This window comes from Bacillus cereus group sp. BceL062, from assembly GCF_051780025.1.
Taxonomy (GTDB): domain Bacteria; phylum Bacillota; class Bacilli; order Bacillales; family Bacillaceae_G; genus Bacillus_A; species Bacillus_A toyonensis.
In genome coordinates, this window is record NZ_JBPWGY010000010.1 from 94,646 (window position 1) to 121,010 (window position 26,365).

Sequence of the window (26,365 nt, forward strand, 5' to 3'; positions counted from 1 at the left end):
ATGCTGTTTCTTTATATTTTTAACTCATCAGCAAGTTTTTCTAATTGACTTCGATCTTGTATATAATATGTTCGGCCTTCTTTTTTTAAATAATTTTGCTGGCAAAACTGGTTTAATACGTATAAAAGGTGACGATAACTGACGTTTAAGTATTCTGAGGCTTCGGTATGTTTTTCGGTATAGCAATTATTTTGTTCTGTTAATAGAATAAACGCCGCTAATCGATTTTCGAACGGATAACTATTGTTTTTTGCATAACTTTCTGTTCGGGCAATTGTTTTTTCGCCAATGAATTTGCATAGTTTCTGTAAAAAGGTAGCATCTTGCAATAAAAGATGCTGACAATCTTTAAGAGGAAGTGCTAAGCAAATACAATCATCGATTACCTCAACTGCTTTAGTAAAGGATTCTACACCAATTAATCCTAATTCTCCAATGAACGAAGGTGCTTGAATAAAGTTAATTAATGAAACCTTTCCGTTTTTGTGACTCATATATATTTTTGCTTTCCCAGAAATTAAATAATAAAGATAAGGGAAATCAACCCCTTCAGTACATATCTTTTCTTTCTTTTGGAAGGAATGTAGCTCAGCATACGGTAAGACATCAAAAGAAAAAAGAGTGTGGAGATTGTAAGTTTGCATGTAATGAGAAATTTCTTCGTTGTTTTTGCTGACTTTCATATTTTCACCTCATATTTAGTATGAGATATCTCCTATTATTTTTACAAGAAAGAATGATACGATTTACTTAAATTTGTTTTTGTAGAAAAGAGAGTGTGAGGGGTTTATGAAAAAATATAAAACATTGTTGTTTGATGTAGATGATACACTGTTAGATTTCCAGAAGACGGAGAAAGTGGCATTACGTATGCTTTTTGAGGAGAAAGGGATTCCTCTAACTAGTGAGGTTGAAGCGCGTTATAAAAAAGTTAATAAAGGTCTTTGGGATGTTTTTGAAAAAGGCGAAATCAACCGCGATGAAGTTGTAAATACACGGTTTTCCATTTTATTTAAAGAGTACGGGGAAGAAGTAGATGGGATATTATTCGAAAATAATTACCGTAGCTACTTAGAAGAAGGAAATCAACTCATACAAGGTGCATTTGAATTTATAAATCAAATTCAAAATGAGTATGATTTATATATAGTGACAAACGGCGTTTCTAAGACGCAAGATAAACGTTTACGCAATGCAGGGTTACATTCATTGTTTAAAGGTATTTTTGTTTCTGAAGATACAGGTTTTCAAAAGCCCATGAAAGAGTATTTTGATTATGTTTTTGAACGGATTCCTAACTTTGCTTCTGAGGAAGGGCTTATTATTGGGGATTCATTAAGCGCCGATATTAAAGGTGGATATGTAGCGGGAATTGATACTTGTTGGTTTAATCCAGAAAAGAAATTAAATGATAGCGAGATTGTGCCAACATATGAAGTGCATAGTTTTGAAGATTTATACGCTCTATTGAAGCGGCATGTGTAACAAAAATAGGCAGTGGAATTTTTGTCCCTACTGCCTATTTTTATTAATTTGTAGTTTCGTTCCGTTTAGGAAGCGGAAATGCATTACCAATCGCTGCTGCCCCGAGCATTGGTAATAGTAAATTAAGCGGGAAAAACATAAGTAATAGCAAAGTTATAGCTATTGGCTTTCGTAACGCATAGCTCGAAATCGCTGTCGTTACGATGGCCACAGATGCTACTGGATCTATAGGAAGAATAGAAGCTATAGCGTATCCAATACTTGACCCTGAAAATATAATTGGGAAAATATGTCCACCACGCCACCCCGTATTTAAACAAACGGCAGTAATGCATAGCTTTAAAACCCCTGAAAGAAGTAGTATCCAAAAGGATAAATGCCCCCATTCAACAACTAATTCTTTTAATTGATGTTCCCCTGAAAATAATGTGTACGGAAGAAAAGTGCCTACAATTCCTAATAAAATACCACCGATAATTCCAAGTGTAATTTTGTACTTTGTAAAAGGATGAATTAACTTCTCTAATATGAATTCTAATTTGAAATAAAAGAAACCAATTATAGCACCAATACTAGCAAGCGGGAGAAATGCGATCCATTCATTGAAAGAAAGTGAACCTTCTCCAAAATCAACAATAAAGGATCCTCGATTATCGAGTTTACTCAGTAGTAAATAAACAGAAAAACCTGCAAAAGTAGTAGTTAAGTATACAATTGCTTTTTTTCCTTTAGAAAATTCGTTAATTTGCTCACTCTCATTTTCATTTGGGGCCAAGTAACCGAATAATGGTGCATTAAAAATGACACTTAAAGTAGCACCAATTCCAACCTCTGTTAGTTCATTCATTCCCTTTAAAGCAAATTTAAAGCGATCACCAACCCATGTGCAAAGTCCGCCAATAATTCCAACAAGTGCGGCTTCTGGACCGAGACTAGCCCCAAATATTAAGACAATAATCGCAGTTAAAGTAGCTTGATGGACAAAACGGTATTCAATCCTACCTGTTTTTTTATATTCATCCATAACCTCTGGCATAAGACGTGGATATGTACCAAAGTATTTTTGTGATAAACCAACAAGAATCCCGCCGATTGTGGTTACGCAAAGGGTGTAATAAGGGGGGGAAGAGAAAACGCTAGGTAAATAACCCCAAATAAAATGGATTCCGATATTTATCGTAACTAAAAATAGCCAGACTGTAGCGCCTACTATGGATCCTAGAAGAATGCCATATAAGACGATTATATAATGCATGTCTTTTGTATTTGTCATGTTATACCTCCATTATGCAAGTCTTAGTAGGAAAAGGTTGCAGATGTTAGTGTGAAATGGATTGAATATGTATAGTATCTTTTTGAGAGGATTGCTTATTCAACATGTAGGGCGATTTTTTGAATTTATAGTTTAAGTTACTTATTTAATTTTATAGATTGATTTGAGTTTTTTAAAGGTCTTTTTTGAAATAGAATGGAATATATTTCTTTTGTTGCTTTCTATAAAACTGTTAACATTTATTTTAGAACATTCGGAAAAATCAATTGACATTAGGAAATTATTGCTATAAAATCAACGGTAATTGCATAGTCTTATCAAGAAAAGGTGGAGGGACAGGCCCGATGAAACCTTGGCAACAGCCGTATAACGGAATTGTGCCAAATCCTGCAGGTAATAATCCTGAGAGATAAGAAAGAGCCTTTAGAGCGTGTTTTCAAACTGCTCCTTTCTTATTTTCAGGAAAGGGGCAGTTTTTTATTTTGTATAAAAGAAAGGAGAATGAGAGATGGGAGAATCATGGGGAAAAGGAACGATTTGTGTGCAAGGTGGCTATACACCAAAGAATGGTGAACCACGTGTTTTGCCGCTTTATCAAAGTACAACGTATAAATACGATACGTCGGATGATTTAGCAGCACTATTTAATTTAGAGGCAGAAGGATATATATATACGCGTATTGGCAATCCTACTCTAGCTGCATTCGAGCAGAAGTTATCAGATTTAGAAGGCGGTGTAGGAGCGGTTGCAACAGCTTCTGGGCAGGCAGCCATTATGCTAGCAGTTTTAAATATTTGTAGTAGTGGAGATCATCTTCTTTGTTCTTCAACAGTTTACGGGGGGACGTTTAATTTATTTGGAGTAAGTTTACGTAAGCTTGGCATTGATGTTACGTTCTTTAATCCAAATTTAGCAGCAGATGAAATTGTGGCACTTGCTAATGATAAGACGAAACTCATCTATGCAGAATCGTTAGGAAATCCAGCAATGAACGTTTTAAATTTCAAAGAATTTTCAGATGCAGCCAAGGAGCTGGAAGTACCTTTTATCGTTGATAACACATTAGCGACTCCTTATTTATGCCAAGCGTTCGAACATGGAGCAAATATTATTGTTCATTCTACGACGAAATATATTGATGGGCATGCAAGCTCTTTAGGTGGCATTGTAATTGACGGAGGAAATTTTGATTGGACAAAAGGGAAATATCCTGAGCTTGTTGAACCAGATCCAAGTTATCACGGCGTAAGCTATGTTCAAAACTTCGGGGCAGCAGCTTATATTGTGAAAGCACGTGTTCAGCTGTTAAGAGACTATGGAAATTGTATGAGCCCATTCAATGCGTATATTAGCAATATTGGCTTAGAAACACTGCATTTACGAATGGAGCGTCATAGCGAAAATGCTCTCGCAGTTGCCAAGTGGCTTGCTAACCATGAACGTATTGAATGGGTGAATTATCCGGGGTTAGATAGTAATGAAAATTACTCGTTAGCACAAAAGTATTTGAAAAAAGGTGCTAGTGGAGTTTTAACTTTCGGTATTAAAGGTGGATTAGAAGCAGCAAAAGAATTTATCGCAAATGTAAAACTAGCGACTCTCGTAACGCATGTAGCTGATGCAAGAACTTGTGTTATACATCCTGCTAGTACGACGCATAGACAATTAAGTGCTGAAGATCAGCGTTTAGCTGGTGTTACATCTGATTTAATTCGTTTATCGGTTGGTATAGAAGATGTTTCTGATATTATTGCAGATTTAGAAGCGGCATTAGTCGGAGGCAAACAACATGCCGATCATAATTGATAAAGACTTACCAGCTCGTAAAGTATTGCAAAAAGAAAATATTTTTGTAATGACGAAGGAACGAGCAGAAACACAAGATATTCGGGCATTGAAAATTGCTATATTAAATTTAATGCCAACGAAGCAAGACACAGAGGCACAATTACTTCGATTAATTGGAAATACACCATTGCAATTAGATGTTCATTTGCTTCATATGGAATCACATCTGTCTCGTAATGTAGCGCAGGACCATTTAACAAGCTTTTATAAAACGTTTCGTGATATTGAAAATGAAAAATTTGATGGGCTCATTATTACAGGAGCGCCAGTTGAAACTCTTTCTTTTGAAGAAGTAGATTATTGGGAAGAGCTTAAACGTATTATGGAGTATTCAAAAACGAATGTAACATCGACGCTTCATATTTGCTGGGGGGCACAGGCTGCTTTGTATCATCATTACGGCGTTCCGAAGTATCCCCTTAAGGAAAAAATGTTCGGCGTATTTGAACATGAAGTCTGTGAGCAACATGTGAAACTGTTACAGGGGTTTGATGAGTTGTTTTTTGCCCCGCATTCCCGTCATACAGAAGTACGAGAGAGTGATATTAGAGGGGTGAAAGAATTAACGTTGTTAGCAAACTCTGAAGAAGCTGGTGTTCACCTTGTTATTGGGCAAGAAGGAAGGCAAGTTTTCGCCCTCGGACATAGTGAATATAGTTGTGAGACGTTAAAACAAGAATATGAACGAGATCGTGACAAAGGGTTAAATATTGACGTGCCAAAAAATTATTTTAAACATAATAATCCAGATGAAAAGCCGCTTGTTAGGTGGAGGAGTCATGGGAATTTATTATTCTCTAATTGGTTGAATTATTACGTGTATCAAGAAACCCCTTATGCATTGTAAAAAAAGATTGTGTAACACGTGGCAACGTTTTCTTTGTAAGAATCACTCTTTATTTTTCCGAATGTTCAAAATACATTGTTTTTCAGATTTTTTACTCATATAATTTCATCTAAACACAATTTTTGAGGGGTGGACAGTATTATGAAAGAAATTCAGGTTGGTCTATTAGGTCTTGGGACAGTTGGTAGCGGTGTAGTTCGTATTATTACAGATCATCAAGAGCGACTTATACACCAAGTGGGTTGTCCAGTGAAGGTAACGAAAGTATTGGTGCAAAACATTGAGAAAGAGAGAGAGGTAGAGGTACCTTCTACTCTATTAACACAAAATGCAAATGAAATTTTAGATAATCCAAATATTGATGTTGTCATCGAAGTGATGGGTGGCATTGATGATGCAAAGGCATATATTTTACAAGCTTTACAAAGTGGGAAGCACGTTGTGACTGCAAATAAAGATTTAATGGCGTTACACGGAGCGGAACTATTAGCAGTAGCAAAGGATAATAAGGCTGATTTGTTTTATGAAGCAAGTGTAGCTGGAGGAATCCCGATTTTGCGAAGCATCGTAGAAGGACTTTCTTCAGATCTTATTACGAAAGTAATGGGAATTGTAAATGGAACGACAAATTTTATTTTGACGAAAATGTCAGATGAAGGGAGAGCATATAACGACGTGTTAAAAGAAGCCCAACAACTTGGATTTGCAGAAGCAGATCCAACATCAGATGTAGAAGGTTTAGACGCGGCAAGAAAAATGACGATTTTAGCTACTCTCGGTTTCTCTACAAACGTAGAGCTTGGAGATGTGAAAGTAAAAGGAATTACTTCTATTACAGAAGAAGATATTGAATATAGTAAGAGCTTAGGTTATACAATTAAATTAATTGGTCTTGCAAAGAGAGATGGCGAAAAATTAGAGGTTACAGTTGAACCGACTTTACTTCCTAATACACATCCTCTTGCGGCAGTGCAAAATGAATATAATGCTGTGTATGTGTACGGTGAAGCGGTAGGAGAAACGATGTTTTATGGGCCGGGAGCAGGAAGCTTACCGACAGCAACAGCGGTTGTTTCGGATTTGGTTGCTGTAATGCAAAATATTAGACTAGGGGTAACAGGAAATAGTGCTGTAGTCCCACAATATCAAAAGGTGTTAAAGGAGCCAGACGAAATTGTCGTGAAAAAGTTTTTAAGACTTCATGTAAAAGACGAAATTGGTGTATTTGCAAAAATTACATCATTGTTCTCTGAGCGTGGTGTTAGCTTTGAAAAGATTATTCAAATGCCGCTTGAAGAGAAAGGGAAAGCAGAAATTGTAATTGTAACGCATCGTGCTTCTCTTGCGGATTACGAGTACATTCTACATACATTGCAAGGGTATGAAGAAATTGATTGTGTGAAAGCAAATTATCGAATTGAAGGGGATGCTAAGTAGTATCTCTTACCATAAAACAGAAAGAGCCTATTAAGCGGCTTGCTTAATAGGCTCTTTTCTATTTAAAATCTGCGTACCAATTTGAATAAATGCTTGAATGATCCAACCTGTTGTAAAGGATAAGATAATTGTTCCAAAATAGATGGGTCCATCTAATAAGAAGCTTAATGTTAAAAATAGAAAAGCCAATGAAATCTCTGTTTTTCTAAACGTCCATTTTCTCTTTTCAGCAACTGTTAAAACGAAAGCTTCTTGAGGTGCTGCGCAAAGGTTTGTTGAGACATAAAGGCCAATGCCAGCTCCGACAAATAGATTTCCACAAATAAGTGTTATATATTTTGGAAGAGAGCGGATAGCGTCCATAATAATTGTAATGGAACCAATCCAGTCAACAAAAAGAGAAATAAGAATCATCGTTACAATTGTGCCGATTGTAATTTGTTTTTTATTCCAAAAGAGTACGATAAGTGTAAAAGCAAAGTTAATCATGAAAATCCAAAAACCAATACTTATCCCGAAATTTTGATATAGTGCAATAAAGAAGGAATCGTAAGGGCTAAGTCCAAAGGAAGTAATTGTCGTCATCATATTAATACCGATGGCGAGAATGAGTAAACCGCCAATAAAAAATATATATTCTAATTTGAATCGAAGCATAGTTGTATATCCTTTCTAAATGTATTTGCTAGGAAAGGATATATTGTGGAAAGCTTACCAGGTCAAGCGAGAATTTTTGAGGGGAAGGGGAAAATCAGATGACGAATATAAGAAAGATTGCTGAACTTGCCGGGGTATCGGTTTCAACCGTTTCACGTGTACTAAATAATCATCCATACGTGAATGAACAGAAACGAAAAGAAATTTTAGCGATTATAGAGGAATTGAATTATACGCAAAATGTGAACGCGATTCATTTAGTGAAAGGAAAAACGAATGTAATTGGCGTTTTATTGCCACACGTAAATGATCAATATTATAGTGCTATTATTGAGGGGATATCAAAAGAAACGGCAAAGAATAATTATAATATGATGCTTTGCCAGACAAATTACAGTGAAGAAAGAGAACTAGAAATTTTACATATGTTAAAAATGAAAAAGCTTGATGGGGTTATTATATGTTCCCGTGCCAATAGTAAGGAGAAACTTGAAGAATATACGAAATTCGGCCCGATTGTTATGTGTGAAGAAATAGATTCGAAATGCATTTCAAGTGTGCATATTGATTACTACAAATTATTTTCGCATGGGATGAAAAGCTTAATAGATGTCGGTCATACACGTATTGGATATTGCATTGGAAGAAGTAATAGCATTAATAGCCAAAGACGAAAAAAGGCGTATGCAGATTCGCTGCAACAGAGTACCGTAACACCGTTAGAGACTTGGAAATTTGAAGGGTGTTTTACGGTGGAAGATGGACGTAACGTAATTAGAGAATGGGCTCGTATGTCTGTAAAACCGACGGCGTTTCTTGTATCTTGTAATCATATTGCAGCGGGCATGGTAACAGAAGCAAAAAAACAAGGAATTCGAATTCCAGAAGATATGACGATTATCGGATGTGACGATCAAGAGGTAGCAGATATATTAGGTATAACAACAATTTCTCATCCTAGTAAAAATGTCGGGATAAAAGCATTTGAATTATTATATGAAAAGATTAATGCAGAGAAATTAGATGTGAAACATATAGAGTTATTACCAGAGTTAGTAAATAGAGAAACGACGTGATAGGGAAGGTGTGAAAATCGCTTTTCAAAATTTCGTTTGGTATAATTATGGACAATCTAAGAGGGCTAAAAGGGGTTTTGATATGAGATCAAAAGTAGTAAAAGTAATCCTACTCATTACAATTGCATCTTTTTGTTTATTTGCATATGGCTTTGTTTCAGGTGTAAATGATGTATTAAATCCGAAAGCTTCAAGTTTAATTAAGAAAACGGATGTAGTAGCAAAAGAGAAAAAGAAAACGGGAACATTGCAAGTCGTTAGTTTAGGTGATTCGTTAACGCGCGGCGTTGGTGATAAAGAAGGAATTGGCTATATTGGACGAATGAAAGAAGATTTACAAAAAGATTATAAGCAAAAGGTTGCACTAACTAACTTGGCAGTGAGTGGTGCAAAAATGCCCGATTTATTAAAACAAATTGAAAGCAGCGGTGCTCAATATTCAATTAAGCAAGCAGATGTGATCGTTTTAACAATTGGCGGAAATGATTTATTTCCAGGCTGGGAATCGCTTGGAAAGATAGATTTAGAAACATACCGTCCTGATACGGAAACGTTCCAAAATGAAGCTAAGAAAATTATAGAACAAATTCGTAAGTTAAATACAGATAGCCCTATTTTTTGGCTAGGTTTATATAATCCTTTTGAAGATGTAGAAGATTTAAAAGGGTCTTCAAACATTGTTGTGGATTGGAACGCTTCTTTAGAGAAGTTAGCGTTAAATGATAAAAATGTATATATTACACCGACATTTGATTTATTCCAAAACCGTGGAAAAGATTTATTATACTCTGATCATTTTCACCCGAATGAAGTAGGGTACACATATATGGCAGAACGATTAGTTCAAAATGTTGTGAGTAAGTTAAAACTAGAACAAGGAGGGGTAAAATGACGACGATACTTTCCGTACGAGACTTGAAGAAGGTAATTGGAAAGAAGACTCTTGTAGAGAATATTTCCTTTGATGTAAAGCAAGGAGAAGTGTTCGGGTTCCTAGGACCGAATGGTGCTGGAAAGACGACTACCATTCGAATGTTAGTCGGATTGATTAAGGCGACAGAAGGTACGATTTCTATCGGTGGTTATTCAATTAAGGAAAATTTCAGAGAAGCGATGCGTCAAATTGGGAGTATCGTTGAAAACCCAGAACTGTATACATATTTAACAGGATGGGAAAATTTAAAGCAATTTGCTCGTATGTTAGGTGATATATCAGATGAACGTATTATTGAAATTGCTCAAATGGTTCATTTGGATGAAAGAATTCATGACAAGGTAAAAACGTACTCACTCGGTATGAAACAGCGCCTTGGAATTGCGCAGGCGCTCCTTGGGAATCCGAAGTTGCTCATATTAGATGAGCCAACGAATGGTTTAGATCCAGCCGGGATTAGAGAACTTAGAGAATTTATACATACGCTTGTGAAAGAAGAAAATATGAGCGTGTTTATTTCAAGTCACTTGCTAAGTGAAGTACAAATGATATGTGATCGTGTTGCAATTATTCATAAAGGAAAAATGATAACAGTTGCCAAGGTTGAAGAGTTAATTAAAACAGCAAGTGATCGTGTAGAATGGATTGTTACACCAATTTCTAAGGCGAAAGATATGCTAGAAGCGGCCGAGGAAGTAAGAGAAGTGAGTGTAGAAGGCGAGCGATTACTATGCCGCATGGATATTGCATCTATAAGTAGTTGGAATAAACACTTTGTAGAAAATGAGATAGATGTGCATAGCGTTAAGGAGCTTGTATTTACGCTAGAAGATTTATTTATTGAACTCACAAGGGGTGAGCAGCATGCGTGAATTTGCGAATCTAGTTTTAAATGAATCAGAAAAGATTTACCGTAAGAAACGTATTTTTGTTGTCATGCTTATTTTAGCAATCTTGATCCCGCTTTTTGTGTATGCGCAGTATCGTGAAATAGAAACGACACAAAAAAGACTCGGTACAAAGGATTGGAAAGTTTCATTACAACAGCAAATTGTTGATTCCCAGAACCGGTTGAACAATTCTAGGTTGCCAGAAGAATGGCGTGATTGGTTAAAAGTAAGAGTTGAGCAACAACAATATTATTTAGATCATGATATTAACCCGATGGCACCGGGTGCACCGACTTTTGTCAGAGCATTTATTGAACAAGGAATTACATTGTTTATTCCGCTTCTCGTGATGATTGTCGCTATTGATATCGTTTCGGGAGAACGAAGTGATGGGACGATGAAGATGTTACTTACGCGGCCGATTCGGCGCTGGAAAATACTACTTAGTAAATACGTGACGATGTTATTTTTCATTTCGCTCATACTGCTTCTTGTAGGTTTGTTTGCTTACATATTATCAGGGCTTGTATTTGGGTACTCGGGATGGAATTTACCTGTTTTAACTGGATTTGTCATTGATAAGGAAACGTTAAATACGAATTTTGTACATCTTATTCCGCAGTGGCAATATATTTTAATGGCGTACGGATTAGCTTGGTTTGTTGCTATCGTTGTCGGAACTATATCGTTTATGGTTTCTGTTTTAATTCGCAATACACCAGCTGGTATGGGTGTTATGTTAGCTGCATTAATTGCAGGTGGTATTTTAAGTTCATTTGCAACGTCTTGGGAAGGCGCAAAATATATTTTTAGTGTGAACCTATCATTAACGGATTATTTATCAGGAAAATTACCTGCATTACAAGGTTTATCGATGGGATTTTCTTTGATGAATTTAACTGTTTGGGCAGTTGTTTCCCTTATTATTTCGTTCATAGTATTTACAAAACAGGATATGTTGAATTAATTAGACAGGAAGTGACAGTATGGAAAATGTTTTAAAAAATGATTGGGGGCCGTTATTGGCACCAGAATTTGAGAAAGAATATTATCGCGAATTGGCTAATTTTTTGAAAGAAGAATACAGTACACATGTTGTTTATCCAAAGATAGAAGATATTTTTAACGCTCTAGAGTATACAAGTTATGAAAATACAAAGGTCGTTATTTTAGGACAAGATCCATACCATGGACCGGATCAAGCGCATGGTTTAAGCTTTTCTGTGCAACCCGGTATTAAAACGCCACCGTCGTTGTTAAATATGTATAAAGAACTTCGAGATGAATATGGGTATGGCATTCCAAATAACGGTTATTTAGTAAAGTGGGCAGAGCAAGGAGTTTTATTATTAAATACTGTATTAACAGTTCGGCAAGGTGAAGCAAATTCTCATAAAGGAAAAGGATGGGAGCATTTCACTGATCGTGTAATTGAGCTATTAAATGAACGTGAAAAACCAGTTATTTTCATATTGTGGGGACGCCATGCACAGGCGAAGAAGAAGTTAATTACGAATCCAAATCATCATATTATCGAATCTGTACATCCAAGCCCATTGTCAGCAAGACGTGGTTTCTTTGGAAGTAAGCCGTACTCTAAAGTAAATACGATTTTAGCTAATATGGATGAGAGAGAAATTGATTGGGAAATTCCAAATTTATAAATAGAAAAGGTAGTTAACAGTCGTTAACTACCTTTTTATTATCATTGTTGCTCGTTCTTTAATTTTGCATCTAGTACAAAAGTACCAAATGGGATAACTGATGAAACGAATGCCCCAAGTGCCCATAAAATTGATTTACGGTGTACGATTGTTACTTGAATGACTGCAAAGATGAATAGAATAAATAGAACACCATGAGCCATGCCTGTAATTTTAACAGCTGTTGCAAATCCTGCGAAGTATTTCAATGGCATTGCTACAAATAATAGTAATAGGAAAGAAATCCCCTCAACTAGTCCAATTGCTCTTAATCGTCCGATTGGTGTAGATAACATGTAAAATAGCCTCCTTTAACGTATGCTTGTTTATAGTAAATTTGTATTCTTTTTCAAAATAAAATAGTCTATTTTGTTTCATTATATACAAAAAGAAAGTTTACACTACGAGAATAGTGCAAAGTTCAAAATATAGTCACAAAAGCACGAGAATTTAAATAAAAACCTATTTGAAGTGTTTGACTTCAAATAGGTTTTATGAATGAAAATATTAAACAAGTACTTCTGTTTTTAAAACGAATTTCTCTACAACTTTTGCAACGCCATCGTTCATATTTGTATCTGTTACATAGTTTGCAATTTCTTTAATATCATCAGGTGCATTGCCCATTGCAACGCCAAGACCAGCAAATTCAATCATTGCTTGGTCGTTATAGCTATCGCCCATTGCGATAACTTCTTCACGCTTAATGCCAAGCTTTTGGATCAGTTTGTTTAAGCTCGTTCCTTTTGTAACACCGGCTTCTGTAAATTCTAAGAAGAATGGTTTCGAACGCATCACGCTTAATTGGCCTTCTAGTTGTTTTTGTAGTTTCTTTTCAACTTCAACAAGACGTTCAGCCTCTTTATTCATTAATACTTTTACTACCGGCTCTTTAACTGCGGCTTTAAAGTCATCTACTACAACAATTGGCATACCAGTAATATCGCCCTCAATTTCAGTATAAGGGTTATTTTCTTCCGTTACGATATCATCGCCCATATAAGTATGAATCCATACATCTTCAGTTTTACTAATTTCAAATAGGTTGTGAACGATTTCAGGAGATAGCGTACTACTAAAGATTTCTTCGTTTGTTTTACAGTTAATAATTTTTGCACCATTAAAAGATAGAATGAAACTGCCGTATTCTTCTAAACGAAGTTCTTTGGCTACATTGCGCATACCAAACGTTGGACGTCCAGAAGCAAGTACAACCTTTACCCCTTGCTCTTGTGCAGTCATTAAAGCTTCTTTCGTACGAGGTGAAATAGTATGGTCATCACGTAATAAAGTATCATCTAAATCTAAAACAATCATTTTATAAGTCATATAGAAAATTCCTTTCTTTAATTGAAATCAAAATACATGTTCATGAAGATATTGAGGAATAATAGTAAGACATCAAACCTCTTTGAAAAGAAGTAGATAAATTATTATGAGTGTGTTGCTCATAATATTGGTTAATAATCATTGGGGATGAATAAAACCCCAATGATTAAAGTTTGATTTTATCGTAACAACTCTAAAGGTAGAGTGCAATAATGGAAGTTTTCCAATTTAAGATATTTGTTTTGCCGTGGAACGAGAAAATAGTATTTCTAGCAAGATTGCCATTACAGATCCAAGAACGAGACCATTACTTAAAAAAGATGCTAGAAATGGTGGAAGTGTGGAATATGCTCCTGCTGGAACAAACATAACTCCGACTCCTGTAAAGATTGAAAGACCGGCTACTTTAAATAATCGTTCTTTATCTTGGACAGTTTCGTATTCTCGAAAGGCGAGGCCAATCATGCTTGCGAATACAGGATAAATAGCGGCATAACCAACTGCAACAGGAATTGCTGCAAAAAATGAAGTGATCTTTGGGAATATACTAACGGCAATAATAAAGCTTGATCCTAATATAAATGGAAGGCGTTTATAAATATTAGTCGTTGCAATAAATCCTGCTGATCCAGAAATGGCAACAGGTCCAATAGCTGAAAATAGACCGCCTAGCAATTGATTTATTCCCGTTATAATGCCAGCTTGTTTAAATCGATCTGGAGCTGCATCTGTTTCGTACTTAGAAACAACCTTTTGTACAACACGAATACTTGCTAACATATTTGTTAGAAGTAATAGTGTAACGAAAATGACTGTAATTGCCATGTTCCATTCAACGCGAGGCATTCCGAAAACGAATAGAGATGGAAGACGGATTATGTCTGTTACAGGTGTTACAGGATTAGATAATCCGAAGCATGCAAATAAAATCCAGCCGCAGACAATACTGAAGAGAACGGAATATTGTCCAATAATAGGTAGCTTCATAATGAAAAAGGATAGTAAAATAACAATGAGTGAAAGAATAAATACTTTTGGTTGTACTTCTGTATGTTGTCCATCAAGACCAAACATTCCTTTTAAGAAGGAGCCACTGAGTTGCGTGACAAGAAGAAATAAATATGTTCCAATAACTGTCGGTGTAAAGTAGCGAACTAGTTTATCAATGAGTCCAAAAACGCTAAGAATAATGCAAATAATACCGCTTAATAAGAAAGCATATTGAAGAACTTTAAGTGTCTCATTGCTTGATCCAAATAATATGACGCCTAAACTTGCGTAAAGGGAGAAAATTCCCCACCAAAGGCCAGCAGGACCTTCTTGAATAGGAAGTTTATGCCCAAATATAGCTTGCAAGAGACCAGCAAAGCCTAGAACAAATAATGTTCTTTGTACGAATGCGATAGCTTCAGCGCCATCAAGACCATAACTAGTTGCGACACTAATTGGTACAATAAGGCTTCCCGCTAAAATAAATAGTGCCCATTGTAAGGCGGAAAGAAATGTCTTCATTATATCAACCTCTTTCATAGATTCCGTATCTAGTATATACGTATTTTATTTCCACTGGCAAAGATTGTAGATAGAGAAAAGAGTTGAAACACGATATGAATGCACGTAAGCAATTATGGATAGCTGTTGTATGTATGACCTTTGTTGTAATTTTAGGAACACTAGGATTTATGACAATTGAAGAGATTAGTTTGTTTCAAGCATTTTGGATGACGATGATTACTGTATTGACTGTTGGATACGGAGATGCCGTTCCTGTAACGCAAGCAGGGAAAGTATTTGCGCTCCTTATTATTCCTGTTGGTGTTGGTATTGTTACATATGCAATTGGAGTAGTGGCAGCTATAATTATTGAAGGGAATTTATTTCATGCAGTGCGGAGGAAGAAGATGGATAAACAAATAGCACAGTTACAAAATCACATTATAGTATGTGGTTGCGGTAGAGTGGGGCTTCAAGTTGTACACGAATTGCAAGAAAAGAAAATTCCATTTGTTGTTGTCGATAAAGATGAAAGCATATTAGAGAAGGAAAAGCTTTTGTATATACATGGAGATGCGACGGAGGATCAAGTTTTACATCATGCTGGAATTTCAAAAGCGGCTGGTTTAGTTGCTATTGTTGCAAATGATGCTGAAAATGTATTTATTACATTAACGGCAAGAGGATTAAACGATGCAATTAAAATTGTAGCAAGAGCGGAAAAGCAAGAAACCGAAGAAAAATTAAGGCGTGCTGGTGCAAATAAGGTTATTAATCCATCTAGTATGGCAGGAATTCATATTGCAAAAGGTATTGCGAATCCGCTAACAGTTCATTATATTGATACAGTACTGTATGGAATAGAGCAATCATTTGTAATTGAAGAAATTTCAGTCGGAAACGATTCTATCTTAGTCAATAAATCGTTACTAGAGAGTGATGTGAGAAATCAATTTGATGTAACAATTTTAGCGATTTTGAGAAGTGGGGATATTATACATAATCCGACGGGGCAGGAAAAATTGCAAGAACATGATATGATAATAGTATTTGGTTCAGTAGAGAAGCTGGGGCAATTTGAGAAAGAACTACAAAGTACGAGGTGATAAGGAATGCAAATATCGAGCGATAAGATTTTAAATAAAATGGCGAATGAAATTGCAAAGGCAAAAAGTAGTGAAGGACAAAAATCAAAAGATCATTTATTAGTTGTGCGTGCTTTATGCGATTTACTATTAGATGAACAGGTTGAATCTTCTACGTATAGAGAGCCGCAAATTCAATCGCAAGTAATTAGATCGCAGCCTATAACAACAGTTCAACCAGTTCAACCAGTTATACCGGTTTCTGGAGAACCTGTGTATATAAAAGAAGAAGGGGCAAATGGTAATTCTTTATTTGATTTTTAAGGATTAAATCGTTTGGCTTATATGAAAAAATTGCTTATGATAAAAGTAAAAAAGGGGAATTAAGATGAAAATTTTCTTTTTACTAGGTTGTATTGCAGCGGGGCTATCTGTTGCGTTAGGGGCCTTTGGGGCACATGGTTTAGAAAATAAAATTTCTGCGAAAATGTTAGAAGTTTGGAAAACAGGCGTTACATATCAAATGTTTCATGCAGGTGGGCTATTCGTAGTTGCTCTATTGATGGATAAGATTCAATCATCACTTTTAACTACTGCTGGTTGGCTTATGGTAGCTGGGATTATTATGTTCTCAGGTAGTCTTTACGCGCTAAGTACGACAGGTATTAAGTTTTTTGGTCCAATTACACCTCTTGGTGGTGTAGCGTTTATTGTGGCGTGGATTTTAGTAGGAACTGCAGTAGTAAAAGGGTTATAAAAAAACAAAAGCTGGCATTTGCCAGCTTTTGTTTATGGTCTTGGAGCATAAGTTGCTTGTTGACTAGGTAAATACGTAATTTCTTCTGGGAATTCTACATAATCTAAATAGATCATTAATAGTAAAAAACGTTTCCCTGATTGTGGTTCACTAATAACGATATGATCACGTCCAGCCGCTTCGATAATCCCTGTATAAGATTGTGTACCGAGCGAGCTACCGCGCTCATAAGTCATTACAACTGTAGCTTGCTTTCCTTTGTTTAAACGAAGAATATTTTCAATATATGATTGCTCGAGCGGTAACATCCCTTGAGAAACTGCAAGTTGAGCCTGAGCAGCTTGTTGTTGCATTGCTTGCTGTTGTTGCTGTTGCTGCGCGGTCATTTGTTGCGGTTGTACGTAAGTACCTGATGGTTGATAAAAACCTGTTCCATAGTACGGGTTTTGTTGCTGTGCCATTCAAAAATCCCTCCTCATTTTCATTCCCTAATATACGCTTGGACAGTCTCCGGCAGATGGCTGGAAGAAGCAGTGCTTTTTAAAGCGACCAGAATTTTGTTGGTCATACCAAGTTGGCGGACAAGGACCTTCAGGTCTAAAAAACCATAAGGCAAAGTTAGCGGGCCAAAAACGTTGTCCTTGAATGGTCCGTCTTGCTAATGCGATATCTTGCTCCCTCGCTCGCTGATAAAAATATCCTTTTTGAGTTGCCTCAAAACCACCAGGATTTTGATAAACCATTTGACGTAAATTACGTATCTTTTTAAAATCTAAACAATTTCCGCGGACACGATTTACCCCAACGTTTCCGACCATTAACATTCCTTGTTGCCCTTCTCCTTCGGCTTCAGCACGCATCAGTCTAGCTAATAACTTTACATCTTCTTCGTTATAAGCAATAACACCCATTATGTGTCACCTCTCTTTGTGGAATACCTTTTGGAAAGAGGTTTATCCCGCATTAATGGGCAGTAAGACTCCCACCTTGAAATTTGGCTGGAGCAAAGAAGGTGGGTGGGAGATCAAACTGCCCCTAAACGCCCGATTGGTGAAGGCTAATAATCAGTGGGGGATGAACAAAACCCCTACTGATTAAAGTTTCACTTTATCTCTAGATGAAGTGTGGAACAATTACTAGTTCATACGTATGAGGAAAAGGACTCAGATATGACAACCAAACGAAGTTTTACATTGAGAGAGGAAAATAAAAAAGCTAGCGTGTGCTAGCTTTTTATCATTAAAATATTTTGGACCATAAGTTTGAGAAGAAATCACCAACGGAACGCATTGTTAATACGAACCAATTTGCTTTTTCTACTTCTTCTGTCGTTTTTGCAGCAACCTTCATGCTCTTATTTCCATCTAAGAAACCATATTTATCAGTTGATTCTAAAACGATGGAACCCACCTTTGTATCTTTCTTAATAGGAGCAATTAAATGTCCATCTTCAGCGAGTGACTTATCTGCTTCAGTAGAAATTTTGTAAGGTGATTTGTTACCCTTTTTCGCAATTACTGTTATTTCTTTTTCAGGTGCAACAGTTACTTGATCTGCTTTCCCTTTTACTACAGAGATTGTATTATTTTTATCAATTTTCAGCTTTTGTTTTTCGAAGCTATTAAATCCATATTCAATTAATGCACGAGATTCTGTGAAACGTTCGTCCATTGATTTTGTCTTAATAATAACGGAAATAAGACGTAAATCACCACGTTTTGCTGTAATAGTGAATCCATATCCAGCCGTATCAGAACTTCCTGTTTTCAAACCATCTGACCCTTCATAAGCGAAAGCAGCACCTGGTAACATCCAGTTCCAGTTTTCCATACGAATTGGCTTCGGATGATTATCCGGGAAGTTTCTAAATCTTTGTTTTGTATCCTCTAGCATTTCTGGATACTTTGTAATAATTGTTTTTGAAAGAATACCCATATCGCGAGCTGACATGGAGTTTTCTCCATTCGGATCAGTTCCTTCAGGATGTTTCCCTTTTAAATCAGCGTTATTTAACCCAGTAGCGTTTACAAATTTATATTTCTTTAACCCTAGTTTTTTTGCATGGTCATTTGCAAGATTTAAGAAGTTTTTTTCGCTTCCTGCAAGAAGTTCTGCTAAAGCAATACTAGATCCATTCGCAGAGAAGATAACGATAGAATGATATAATTCTTTTACAGTATATTGACGTCCTTTTTCAAACGGTACGTTAGAGAATTCGTTATTACGAGAGACTTCATAAGCATAATCAGAAATATTTACTTTTGTATCCCAAGTAATTTTCCCTTCTTTAATTGCCTCTAAAACAGCATAAACAACAATTAATTTTGACATACTAGCGATAGCTAGTAATTCATCTGGATTTTGCTCATGCAGTATTTTTCCTGTATCTGCATCAAATAGAAGTGCAGCGGCTGCCTCAATATGTATTTTTTCTTCCGCATGGGATGTTGTTACTCCTAAGGAAGAAATTGACAATACAAACAATAGTAAAATAGACAAGATTTTCTTCATATAGATTATCACCTTCGCATCGTTATTTAGCATATAGCTCGTATCATTCTAGCATAATTTTATATATAAAAAGGTTACAATTTTACAAGAAATTTGAAAAGAATTTGTCGATTTTTGTTCAAATTTGCGGAGAAAAGAAGTTTTTTGAGGAGAAATATAGATGGAAATAAAAAAAGGAACGAAATTCGTTCCTTTTTTACTATTTATCCAGCTATTGGCCAGGCAGCCCGATTGGTGAGGGCTGATTAAAGTTTCACTTTATATGTGTAAAAATTTCTCTACTTTTTCGTTCGGTAAAATGTTTCCAACGAAAAATGTTCCGAATTCACCATAACGAGCACTTACTTCATCGAAGCGCATTTCATATATAAGTTTCTTAAATTGAAGAACATCATCAGCGAATAATGTTACGCCCCACTCGAAATCGTCGAATCCGACTGATCCTGAAATAACTTGGCGTACTTTACCTGCGTACTGTCGACCAATTTTACTATGACTGTACATCATTTTTTTACGTTCTTCCATAGGAAGCATGTACCAGTTGTCATCACCTTGGCGACGCTTGTCCATTGGATAGAAGCAAATATGATTTGCTTTTGGTAATTCAGGATATAAGCGAGCTAAAATTTGTGGGTTTTGGTATGGATCTTCATCAGCTGGAAGATAGTTGCTTAGTTCAACAACAGATACGTAAGAATATGCAGGAACCATATATTCAGCTAATGTTGTTTTATTTAATTCTGTTTCAATTTCATTTAATTCTTCCATTGTTGGACGTAAAATCATAAGCATAATATCAGCTTTTTGACCAACAACTGTATACATTGCGTGACTACCTTTTTTTGCAGTAGCTACTTCGTTCCATTTTTCAACGACATTTAAAAATTCAGACACAGCTTGTCCGCGTTCGTCGCTAGATAATGTTTTCCATGCAGCCCAATCAATAGAACGTAAATCATGTAGACAATACCAGCCATCTAACGTTGTTGTTGCTTCACTCATTCTATTCACCTCAGTTAATGATAGTTTTACACGTTAACTATAGCATATATAGTTTTAAAATCATCTATATAAAGTTTCGGCACATAAAATTGTCACATTTATATTTATTAGAAAACGGGAGAAAATAAGGCTTAAGTAGGACGTATTTTTAGGCTGAATTTTATGAAAATATAATCATTTTCATTTTATCTATTTTTTGGGAGCTATAAGTTTAAAATATAGAGGAAAAGCAGTATTCTTAAAGATAGAGTTTTTTAACATATGTAGGAGGGTTTATTCGTGAGCAACTTATTTACAACAGTAAAAGAAAAAGTTCAAGGAAAAGGCATTTCTATCGTACTTCCTGAAGGAACTGATGAAAGAATTTTAGGCGCTGCAGAGCGTTTAGCAAAAGAAGAGTTAGTAAAACCAATTTTAGTTGGTAATAAAGAAGAAATTAGCGCAAAAGCTGCTAGCATGAATTTAACATTAGCAGGCGTTGATATTTATGACCCAGCTACATACGAAGAAATGGATGCAATGGTAGCATCTTTCGTTGAACGCCGTAAAGGTAAAGCAACTGAAGAAGACGCTCGTAAAATCCTTAAAGACGAAAACTACTTCGGTACAATGCTTGTATACATGGGCAAAGCACATGGTTTAGTAAGTGGTGCAGCTCACTCTACAGCTGATACAGTTCGTCCAGCACTTCAAATTATTAAAACAAAACCAGGCGTTACAAAAACTTCTGGCGTATTCATCATGGTACGCGAAGAAGAGAAATATGTATTCGCTGATTGCGCAATTAACATTGCACCAAACAGTCAAGATTTAGCTGAAATTGGTATTGAAAGTGCGAAAACTGCTGAACTATTTGGCATTGACCCACGCGTTGCTATGTTAAGCTTCTCTACAAAAGGTTCTGCGAAATCTCCAGAAACAGAAAAAGTTGTAGAAGCAACTCGCATTGCAAAAGAAATGGCTCCAGAATTAACTTTAGATGGAGAATTCCAATTCGATGCTGCATTCGTACCATCTGTAGCTGAGAAAAAAGCTCCAGGTTCTACAATTAAAGGTGATGCTAACGTATTCGTATTCCCAAGCTTAGAAGCTGGTAATATTGGCTACAAAATCGCTCAACGCTTAGGTAACTTCGAAGCAGTAGGACCGATCTTACAAGGTTTAAACATGCCTGTAAATGATCTATCTCGTGGATGTAACGAAGAAGAAGTATACAAGTTAGCTTTAATTACAGCAGCTCAAGCACTTTAATTCTATAATGAATTGCTATGAAAAATGACCACCCTTAGGGTGGTCGTTTTTATTTTTCTAAGCCAAGTGCTTTATTATTACGATCAATAATACGCTGTAAATTCGTCTCATATAAAGGAACTTCATCTACTGTTAATTGAGATGGTGTTAACTTTGGAGCGAATTGCTGTAATGTTTTTAAAAGACGCATCATTAAATCTTGTACTGTAATTGTTTCACCAAGTAATTCTGAAAGTGAGGCCATCGTACTCGGTACAATTTCAGGATACGTGAAGCGTGTTTCTTCTCCTTGAATTGCTACATTGTAAAAGTCGCGAACAAGCGCAGCGCGTTCCGATCCGCTTCCTGTAGCACATAAGTAAATTTGTACAGCAACCCCACCGCGAATACGGCGCTGAGAAATACCTGCGAATTTTTGGTCGCGAATACTTAAATCATAGCTACCAGGACAATAAGAACCAACAATTTCTTTTGCCTCGATTGTAACGTCGTAATCTTTTAACATTTCCTTAATTAAATGCCACATTGTATCGTATCCCAGATCAATATCGATACCTTTTTCTGTTTCTTGGAATAAAAGTGATACGTTTAACACACCTTCATCAAGTACGACCGCAAGTCCACCGGAATTACGAACGATAACATTGAAGTTGTTTTCTTTTAAAAAGGAAATACCTTCTTCTAAGTGTGGTAGGCGTGAATCTTGAATGCCGAGAACGATTGTATTGTGATGAACCCAAGAACGCATTGTTGCAGCGGATGCGCCATTCCCAATACTTGTGCATAATGTGTCATCCATTGCGAATGATTGCAAGGCATGGAATGTCGGTCCTAAACTAGACTGATCTACAATACGCCACTCTGGCTGAGATAAAATTGAACGGGAATTGCTCATATAACTAACCCCTTATCTTTAAAATGACAATCTCTATTATAGCAAAAAATGATGAAAGGAGTTTTCCCATATATAAAGAGAGATTTTAAAGTAAAAGAAGCATGTGTGCTTGAAGTGAAATAATAAAAAGGATGCATTGCATGCATCCTTTTTATTCTGCAATTTTTTCTAAATTACCGTTTCGATCCATTCGGAAAGAAGTTTGCGAACGTTCCTCATCATCCATTACTGCTAATTTACGAGCGCGGTTCATAATATTCATAAGTGTTTCGTAATCCTCTTGTACAGTATGAGATTGTTGTTCTAATTTTTCTAGTTTCTTTTCTAGTTCTTCATTTCGCAAGATTTGTGATTTAATTTCTTGTTTCAATCTCGTATTCTCGTTTTCAAGACCGGTTACTTTTATATTTGAAGATCCAACAGTTTGTAAAAAGTAAATAACATCTTGCATTGTGATAGAGCTTTTTACAGCAGGGATAGTAGGCTCTTGATATAGACTAGCTTCTTTATATTGTACAGTTGTTTCCTCTTGTACTAGTTCTTCATAATCATTTATCGCTCCTGAAGCTGGTGGTGTATAAAGTAAACGTTTTTTCGCTTGTTCACCGCTCGCAGCACGCATTTTATCTTTACGATGTTTTTTTGCTAGTTGAAGAGCCTGCTCATAACTATAGCGAACAACGGCATTCCAGCGGAAACCACAAGCAGCGGATGTGCGATTTAACTGATCTCCTACCTCCTCAAATGCATTTAATTGCGTACTTCCTTCTCTAACATGGCGAAGTACCGTTTCAGCAAGTAATAAATCATCCTCGTCTGTCCAAGCATCTTGTCTTACTTTCATAGATTCAACTCCCTTTCTTTTTATGAACTTCCTATTTTTATAATGGGCAAAAAAATGTGCTTTTATACAAAGCTTTTAAAAATATGGTAGATTTCGATGAAAGGAATAAAGTGAAACTTTAATCAGTGAAAGTTTTTTCCGTCTCCCGCTGATTATTAGGGGTTTTTACGGGCAGTGGATTTTCTACCTAACTCTCTCACATTCGCCGAATTTTAAGGCGGAAGTCTTACTGCCCGCAAACAGCGGGATAAATTTTGCCAAGAATGATGGAAGCTCCTGTAGGAGAGCATAAAAATATGTAGCTTTATATGAAGGAAAGAGCGTCGCAAGGAAACTTGCAACGAGCTTAAAAGAGCGGTAAAATACCATTTAGTGTTTATTTTTAAATGTACTTGAGAAAAGTTTAAAATAGAGGAAGTGTTATATAATGGGAAACGAATTTCGTGTGTGCGATGATTGTCAGGCAACGAACGTTAAAACGTTAATTCCGAAGTTAAAAAAAGTAGATTCATGTGCAACGATTGAAATTGCATGCCAGTCTTACTGTGGTCCTGGTCGTAAAAAATCATTCGCATTTGTAAATAATCGTCCAGTTGCAGCTCCAACAGAAGATGAATTAATTGTAAAAATTGAAGCAAAGTTAAATAAGTAAGAAAAAGAAGAGTGAACAGACTACTCTTCTTTTTTTATACCCATAAGAGGAATGAGTTATTCTATGGAAGCTTAATTGGTTATTACTGATAGTCAGTGACAGATGGACATCAACTGTTCATTACATTGTCAATTTATATGAATTTGTATTTCGAAATAATGGTTGACAGCCTTTTGAAGCGGTGGGTAGAATAGAAAGTGTCTGATTCTGATAATCATTATCAGGAATAAGCCAATTCACCTATTTTTTTATTACTATTTGAGAATAAATTTCATTTTATTAAATATATGTTGTTGGTTAGGATGGTTGAGGGATGGAAGCGAGCGCAAGGAGTATAGAACAACAAGATGAGAGTGTTAAAGAGATTAAGAGCAGGCCGCTCATAGCTTCTATTATTTTAGTAGCGGGTACAATTTTGTTAGCTTTAAGCATGGCAGTTTCTATTTCGTTTGGCGCGGCAGATATTAGTTTAAAGACTGTATGGCAAGCTGTGTTTCAGTTTGACGGATCTATTACGCATCATAACGTAATTCAAGAACTTCGCATGCCTAGAGCAATAGGGGGCGTAGTTGCAGGTGCCTTTTTAGCAGTATCAGGAGCAATTATGCAAGGTATGACGCGAAATCCACTTGCATCACCATCGTTAATGGGGATTACAGATGGCGCTGTATTCGGGATTGCAATTATGTATGCATTCTTCCCTAATTCACCTTATTTAATGTTTGTTATCGCATCTTTTATTGGAGCTGCGTTTGGCGCAAGTATTGTATATGGAATTGGGTCTTCTTCACCAGGTGGATTAACACCTGTGAAATTAGCTTTAGCAGGTGCAGCAATTAGTGCTTTATTAGGGGCAATTTCATCTGGAATTGCGCTGTATTTCAATCTTGCCCAAGAGGTGAGTATGTGGAATGCAGGCGGAGTTGCTGGAGTGAAATGGCAAAGTATTAATATGTTAGTGCCAATTGGTCTAGTTTGTCTCTTTATTGCAATTATGATGTCGAGGTATATTACAATCTTGAGCTTCGGTGAAGAAATTGCGATTGGACTTGGTCAAAATACGACATTAATTAAATTTATCGGAACAGTACTTGTTCTTGTGTTAACAGGTTCTGCAGTTTCTATGGCAGGGTCAGTTGGGTTTGTTGGTCTTGTAATTCCACATATGACTCGTTTCCTAGTAGGCTCAGACTATAGATGGGTTATTCCATGTTCTGCAGTCTTAGGTGGATTGTTAATTGAGTGTGCAGATATGTTATCTCGCGTTATTAATCCACCATTTGAAACGCCAATTGGAGCAATTACAGCGCTAATTGGGGTTCCATTCTTCCTCTACTTAGCACGTAACGAAGGGAGAGGAAAAATGTGAGGACGAGCATTTTAACAAAAAAGAACGTTTCTGTTTTAACAATTTTAGTAGGATTAATCATTTCTATATTTCTTATTAGTTTAAATACAGGAACTTTTAAAATACCACCAATGGATGTATTAAAATCATTGGTTGGACTCGGGGCTGAAGATCAGTCAGTTATTTTATTTGAATTTCGTATGCCGCGTATGGTTATCGCTATATTAGTAGGATCTGCGTTAGCCATGTCAGGTGCAATTCTGCAAGGACTATCAAGAAATCCACTTGCTGATCCAGGTATTATAGGTATTAACGCTGGAGCGGGATTAACGGTTGTTATATTCGTCTACTTTTTCTTTGGAAAAGTTGGGACAGGTACATTTTTATCTGTATTTATCCTTCCATTTTTCGCCCTAGTTGGTGCGATATTAGCGGCAGTTATTATTTACTTATTAGCATGGAAAGACGGCGTTTCATCGACTCGATTAATACTTGTTGGTATTGCCGTTGCGGCTGGATTTGGTGCCGTTAGTTTAATTTTCTCTATGAAGATGACATCTAACGATTTTCGTTTTGCTACGATTTGGTTAGCAGGAAGTCTCTGGGGTACAGATTGGAAATTCGTATTAAGTGTACTTCCATGGATGATTATTTTCTTACCGCTTGCTATTAGTAAAGCACACATATTAAATGTAATGAATTTAGGCGACTCTACAGCTGTTGGCCTTGGTGTAAACGTAGAAAAAGAAAGACGTAAATTATTATTTATTGCAGTTTGTTTAGCAGGTGCATCTGTTGCGGTGGCGGGCGGAATAGGTTTTATCGGTTTAATGGCTCCTCATTTAGCGAGACGCCTTGTTGGTGGTAAACATCAAATCATGTTACCAACTGCAGCATTAATAGGAACGTTCTTGCTTTTATTTGCAGATGTAATTTCAAGAAGTGTGTTGCCAACTTCAGAAATACCGGTCGGTCTTGTTATTTCTGTAATTGGTGCACCATATTTCATATATTTACTTATGAGGACAAAATAAAGGGAGGCTTTT

Annotated in this window: 28 protein-coding genes and 1 riboswitch; of the genes, 16 read left to right on the top strand and 12 right to left on the bottom strand. The window is 36.3% G+C overall.

All coding sequences use genetic code 11. The features are described from left to right. Positions 1 to 11 precede the first annotated feature (11 nt). Entirely contained in the window at positions 12 to 683 is a 672-nt protein-coding gene (locus ACS2MN_RS21970) for a transcriptional regulator YeiL (protein ID WP_000868705.1), read from the bottom strand. A 106-nt stretch (positions 684 to 789) separates the two neighbouring features. Between ACS2MN_RS21970 and ACS2MN_RS21975 the strand changes: the two genes are divergently transcribed. Beyond that, positions 790 to 1,485 (top strand): YjjG family noncanonical pyrimidine nucleotidase, encoded by a 696-nt coding sequence (locus ACS2MN_RS21975; RefSeq protein ID WP_000760209.1) that lies wholly within the window; start codon positions 790 to 792, stop codon positions 1,483 to 1,485. Between the two features lie 43 nt (positions 1,486 to 1,528). Here the strand turns inward: ACS2MN_RS21975 and ACS2MN_RS21980 are convergent, their stop codons facing one another. Next, positions 1,529 to 2,758, bottom strand: coding sequence for a chloride channel protein (locus tag ACS2MN_RS21980; RefSeq protein WP_000185592.1), 1,230 nt, complete (start codon positions 2,756 to 2,758; stop codon positions 1,529 to 1,531). 311 nt (positions 2,759 to 3,069) lie between these two features. Then, positions 3,070 to 3,174, top strand: a riboswitch (SAM riboswitch). Positions 3,175 to 3,266: 92 nt separating this feature from the next. Here ACS2MN_RS21980 and ACS2MN_RS21985 point away from each other — a divergent pair. The 3 genes from ACS2MN_RS21985 to ACS2MN_RS21995 all read left to right on the top strand — a co-directional run bounded on the left by ACS2MN_RS21985 (position 3,267) and on the right by ACS2MN_RS21995 (position 6,891). Continuing rightward, complete coding sequence (locus ACS2MN_RS21985; RefSeq protein ID WP_000504769.1) at positions 3,267 to 4,565, top strand: bifunctional O-acetylhomoserine aminocarboxypropyltransferase/cysteine synthase; 1,299 nt, start codon at positions 3,267 to 3,269, stop codon at positions 4,563 to 4,565. Further along, complete coding sequence (gene metA / locus ACS2MN_RS21990; RefSeq protein ID WP_001121527.1) at positions 4,549 to 5,454, top strand: homoserine O-acetyltransferase MetA; 906 nt, start codon at positions 4,549 to 4,551, stop codon at positions 5,452 to 5,454. The genes ACS2MN_RS21985 and metA overlap by 17 nt, the downstream gene beginning before the upstream one ends. A gap of 141 nt (positions 5,455 to 5,595) precedes the next feature. Further along, on the top strand, positions 5,596 to 6,891 hold the full coding sequence (locus tag ACS2MN_RS21995; RefSeq protein ID WP_000659113.1) for a homoserine dehydrogenase: 1,296 nt from the start codon (positions 5,596 to 5,598) through the stop codon (positions 6,889 to 6,891). Positions 6,892 to 6,921: 30 nt separating this feature from the next. Here the strand turns inward: ACS2MN_RS21995 and ACS2MN_RS22000 are convergent, their stop codons facing one another. Beyond that, positions 6,922 to 7,548 (bottom strand): YczE/YyaS/YitT family protein, encoded by a 627-nt coding sequence (locus ACS2MN_RS22000; RefSeq protein WP_000943408.1) that lies wholly within the window; start codon positions 7,546 to 7,548, stop codon positions 6,922 to 6,924. 98 nt (positions 7,549 to 7,646) lie between these two features. Here ACS2MN_RS22000 and ACS2MN_RS22005 point away from each other — a divergent pair, with 98 nt between their 5' ends. The 5 genes from ACS2MN_RS22005 to ACS2MN_RS22025 are packed head-to-tail and all read left to right on the top strand — an operon-like array spanning position 7,647 to position 12,112. Continuing rightward, positions 7,647 to 8,624 (top strand): LacI family DNA-binding transcriptional regulator, encoded by a 978-nt coding sequence (locus ACS2MN_RS22005; RefSeq protein WP_346994762.1) that lies wholly within the window; start codon positions 7,647 to 7,649, stop codon positions 8,622 to 8,624. Between the two features lie 10 nt (positions 8,625 to 8,634). After that, entirely contained in the window at positions 8,635 to 9,516 is an 882-nt protein-coding gene (locus tag ACS2MN_RS22010; RefSeq protein WP_002092964.1) for an SGNH/GDSL hydrolase family protein, read from the top strand. Further along, on the top strand, positions 9,513 to 10,430 hold the full coding sequence (locus ACS2MN_RS22015) for an ABC transporter ATP-binding protein (protein ID WP_000207726.1): 918 nt from the start codon (positions 9,513 to 9,515) through the stop codon (positions 10,428 to 10,430). The genes ACS2MN_RS22010 and ACS2MN_RS22015 overlap by 4 nt, the downstream gene beginning before the upstream one ends. Then, the gene (locus ACS2MN_RS22020) at positions 10,423 to 11,415 is read left to right on the top strand and encodes an ABC transporter permease subunit (RefSeq protein ID WP_088055788.1); all 993 of its coding nucleotides are present in this window, start codon (positions 10,423 to 10,425) and stop codon (positions 11,413 to 11,415) included. The genes ACS2MN_RS22015 and ACS2MN_RS22020 overlap by 8 nt, the downstream gene beginning before the upstream one ends. A gap of 19 nt (positions 11,416 to 11,434) precedes the next feature. Beyond that, positions 11,435 to 12,112 carry a uracil-DNA glycosylase gene (locus tag ACS2MN_RS22025; RefSeq protein ID WP_070174008.1) on the top strand — a complete coding sequence of 226 codons (678 nt, stop codon included), beginning with the start codon at positions 11,435 to 11,437 and terminating at the stop codon, positions 12,110 to 12,112. Between the two features lie 41 nt (positions 12,113 to 12,153). Here the strand turns inward: ACS2MN_RS22025 and ACS2MN_RS22030 are convergent, their stop codons facing one another. From ACS2MN_RS22030 to ACS2MN_RS22040, 3 genes are all read right to left on the bottom strand, one after another. After that, the gene (locus tag ACS2MN_RS22030) at positions 12,154 to 12,447 is read right to left on the bottom strand and encodes a DUF3817 domain-containing protein (protein WP_000953396.1); all 294 of its coding nucleotides are present in this window, start codon (positions 12,445 to 12,447) and stop codon (positions 12,154 to 12,156) included. Positions 12,448 to 12,658: 211 nt separating this feature from the next. Then, a complete protein-coding gene (locus ACS2MN_RS22035; protein ID WP_000221383.1) occupies positions 12,659 to 13,480 on the bottom strand; it encodes a Cof-type HAD-IIB family hydrolase in 822 nt (273 codons plus the stop codon). 228 nt (positions 13,481 to 13,708) lie between these two features. Then, the gene (locus tag ACS2MN_RS22040; protein WP_000847019.1) at positions 13,709 to 14,992 is read right to left on the bottom strand and encodes a purine/pyrimidine permease; all 1,284 of its coding nucleotides are present in this window, start codon (positions 14,990 to 14,992) and stop codon (positions 13,709 to 13,711) included. 95 nt (positions 14,993 to 15,087) lie between these two features. On the opposite strand from ACS2MN_RS22040, the gene ACS2MN_RS22045 reads away from it, so the two are divergent. From ACS2MN_RS22045 to ACS2MN_RS22055, 3 genes are all read left to right on the top strand, one after another. Next, on the top strand, positions 15,088 to 16,080 hold the full coding sequence (locus ACS2MN_RS22045; RefSeq protein WP_000994012.1) for a potassium channel family protein: 993 nt from the start codon (positions 15,088 to 15,090) through the stop codon (positions 16,078 to 16,080). 6 nt (positions 16,081 to 16,086) lie between these two features. After that, positions 16,087 to 16,383 carry a YwdI family protein gene (locus tag ACS2MN_RS22050; protein WP_001167342.1) on the top strand — a complete coding sequence of 99 codons (297 nt, stop codon included), beginning with the start codon at positions 16,087 to 16,089 and terminating at the stop codon, positions 16,381 to 16,383. A gap of 64 nt (positions 16,384 to 16,447) precedes the next feature. Beyond that, positions 16,448 to 16,816, top strand: a complete 369-nt coding sequence (locus ACS2MN_RS22055) for a DUF423 domain-containing protein (RefSeq protein ID WP_000688311.1) — start codon at positions 16,448 to 16,450, stop codon at positions 16,814 to 16,816. 32 nt (positions 16,817 to 16,848) lie between these two features. On the opposite strand, the gene gerQ is transcribed toward ACS2MN_RS22055, so the two are convergent. From gerQ to hemQ, 4 genes are all read right to left on the bottom strand, one after another. Further along, positions 16,849 to 17,277, bottom strand: coding sequence for a spore coat protein GerQ (gene gerQ / locus ACS2MN_RS22060; protein WP_000068641.1), 429 nt, complete (start codon positions 17,275 to 17,277; stop codon positions 16,849 to 16,851). 27 nt (positions 17,278 to 17,304) lie between these two features. Then, complete coding sequence (cwlJ, locus tag ACS2MN_RS22065; RefSeq protein ID WP_000538157.1) at positions 17,305 to 17,727, bottom strand: cell wall hydrolase CwlJ; 423 nt, start codon at positions 17,725 to 17,727, stop codon at positions 17,305 to 17,307. Between the two features lie 328 nt (positions 17,728 to 18,055). Then, entirely contained in the window at positions 18,056 to 19,327 is a 1,272-nt protein-coding gene (locus ACS2MN_RS22070; RefSeq protein ID WP_346994763.1) for a serine hydrolase, read from the bottom strand. A 258-nt stretch (positions 19,328 to 19,585) separates the two neighbouring features. Beyond that, positions 19,586 to 20,329: a hydrogen peroxide-dependent heme synthase gene (gene hemQ / locus ACS2MN_RS22075; protein ID WP_001287596.1), complete on the bottom strand. Its 744-nt coding sequence runs from the start codon at positions 20,327 to 20,329 to the stop codon at positions 19,586 to 19,588. A gap of 279 nt (positions 20,330 to 20,608) precedes the next feature. Between hemQ and pta the strand changes: the two genes are divergently transcribed. Then, on the top strand, positions 20,609 to 21,580 hold the full coding sequence (gene pta / locus ACS2MN_RS22080) for a phosphate acetyltransferase (protein WP_000067215.1): 972 nt from the start codon (positions 20,609 to 20,611) through the stop codon (positions 21,578 to 21,580). Between the two features lie 49 nt (positions 21,581 to 21,629). Here the strand turns inward: pta and ACS2MN_RS22085 are convergent, their stop codons facing one another. Then, the gene (locus tag ACS2MN_RS22085) at positions 21,630 to 22,475 is read right to left on the bottom strand and encodes a lipoate--protein ligase family protein (RefSeq protein WP_000071939.1); all 846 of its coding nucleotides are present in this window, start codon (positions 22,473 to 22,475) and stop codon (positions 21,630 to 21,632) included. Between the two features lie 151 nt (positions 22,476 to 22,626). Then, entirely contained in the window at positions 22,627 to 23,319 is a 693-nt protein-coding gene (locus ACS2MN_RS22090) for an RsfA family transcriptional regulator (RefSeq protein WP_000868365.1), read from the bottom strand. 427 nt (positions 23,320 to 23,746) lie between these two features. Here ACS2MN_RS22090 and ACS2MN_RS22095 point away from each other — a divergent pair, with 427 nt between their 5' ends. The 3 genes from ACS2MN_RS22095 to ACS2MN_RS22105 all read left to right on the top strand — a co-directional run bounded on the left by ACS2MN_RS22095 (position 23,747) and on the right by ACS2MN_RS22105 (position 26,353). Beyond that, entirely contained in the window at positions 23,747 to 23,971 is a 225-nt protein-coding gene (locus ACS2MN_RS22095) for a DUF1450 domain-containing protein (RefSeq protein WP_000526073.1), read from the top strand. 313 nt (positions 23,972 to 24,284) lie between these two features. Continuing rightward, the gene (locus ACS2MN_RS22100; RefSeq protein WP_000388274.1) at positions 24,285 to 25,340 is read left to right on the top strand and encodes a FecCD family ABC transporter permease; all 1,056 of its coding nucleotides are present in this window, start codon (positions 24,285 to 24,287) and stop codon (positions 25,338 to 25,340) included. Then, positions 25,337 to 26,353 carry a FecCD family ABC transporter permease gene (locus tag ACS2MN_RS22105; protein ID WP_001260584.1) on the top strand — a complete coding sequence of 339 codons (1,017 nt, stop codon included), beginning with the start codon at positions 25,337 to 25,339 and terminating at the stop codon, positions 26,351 to 26,353. The genes ACS2MN_RS22100 and ACS2MN_RS22105 overlap by 4 nt, the downstream gene beginning before the upstream one ends. Positions 26,354 to 26,365 lie beyond the last annotated feature (12 nt).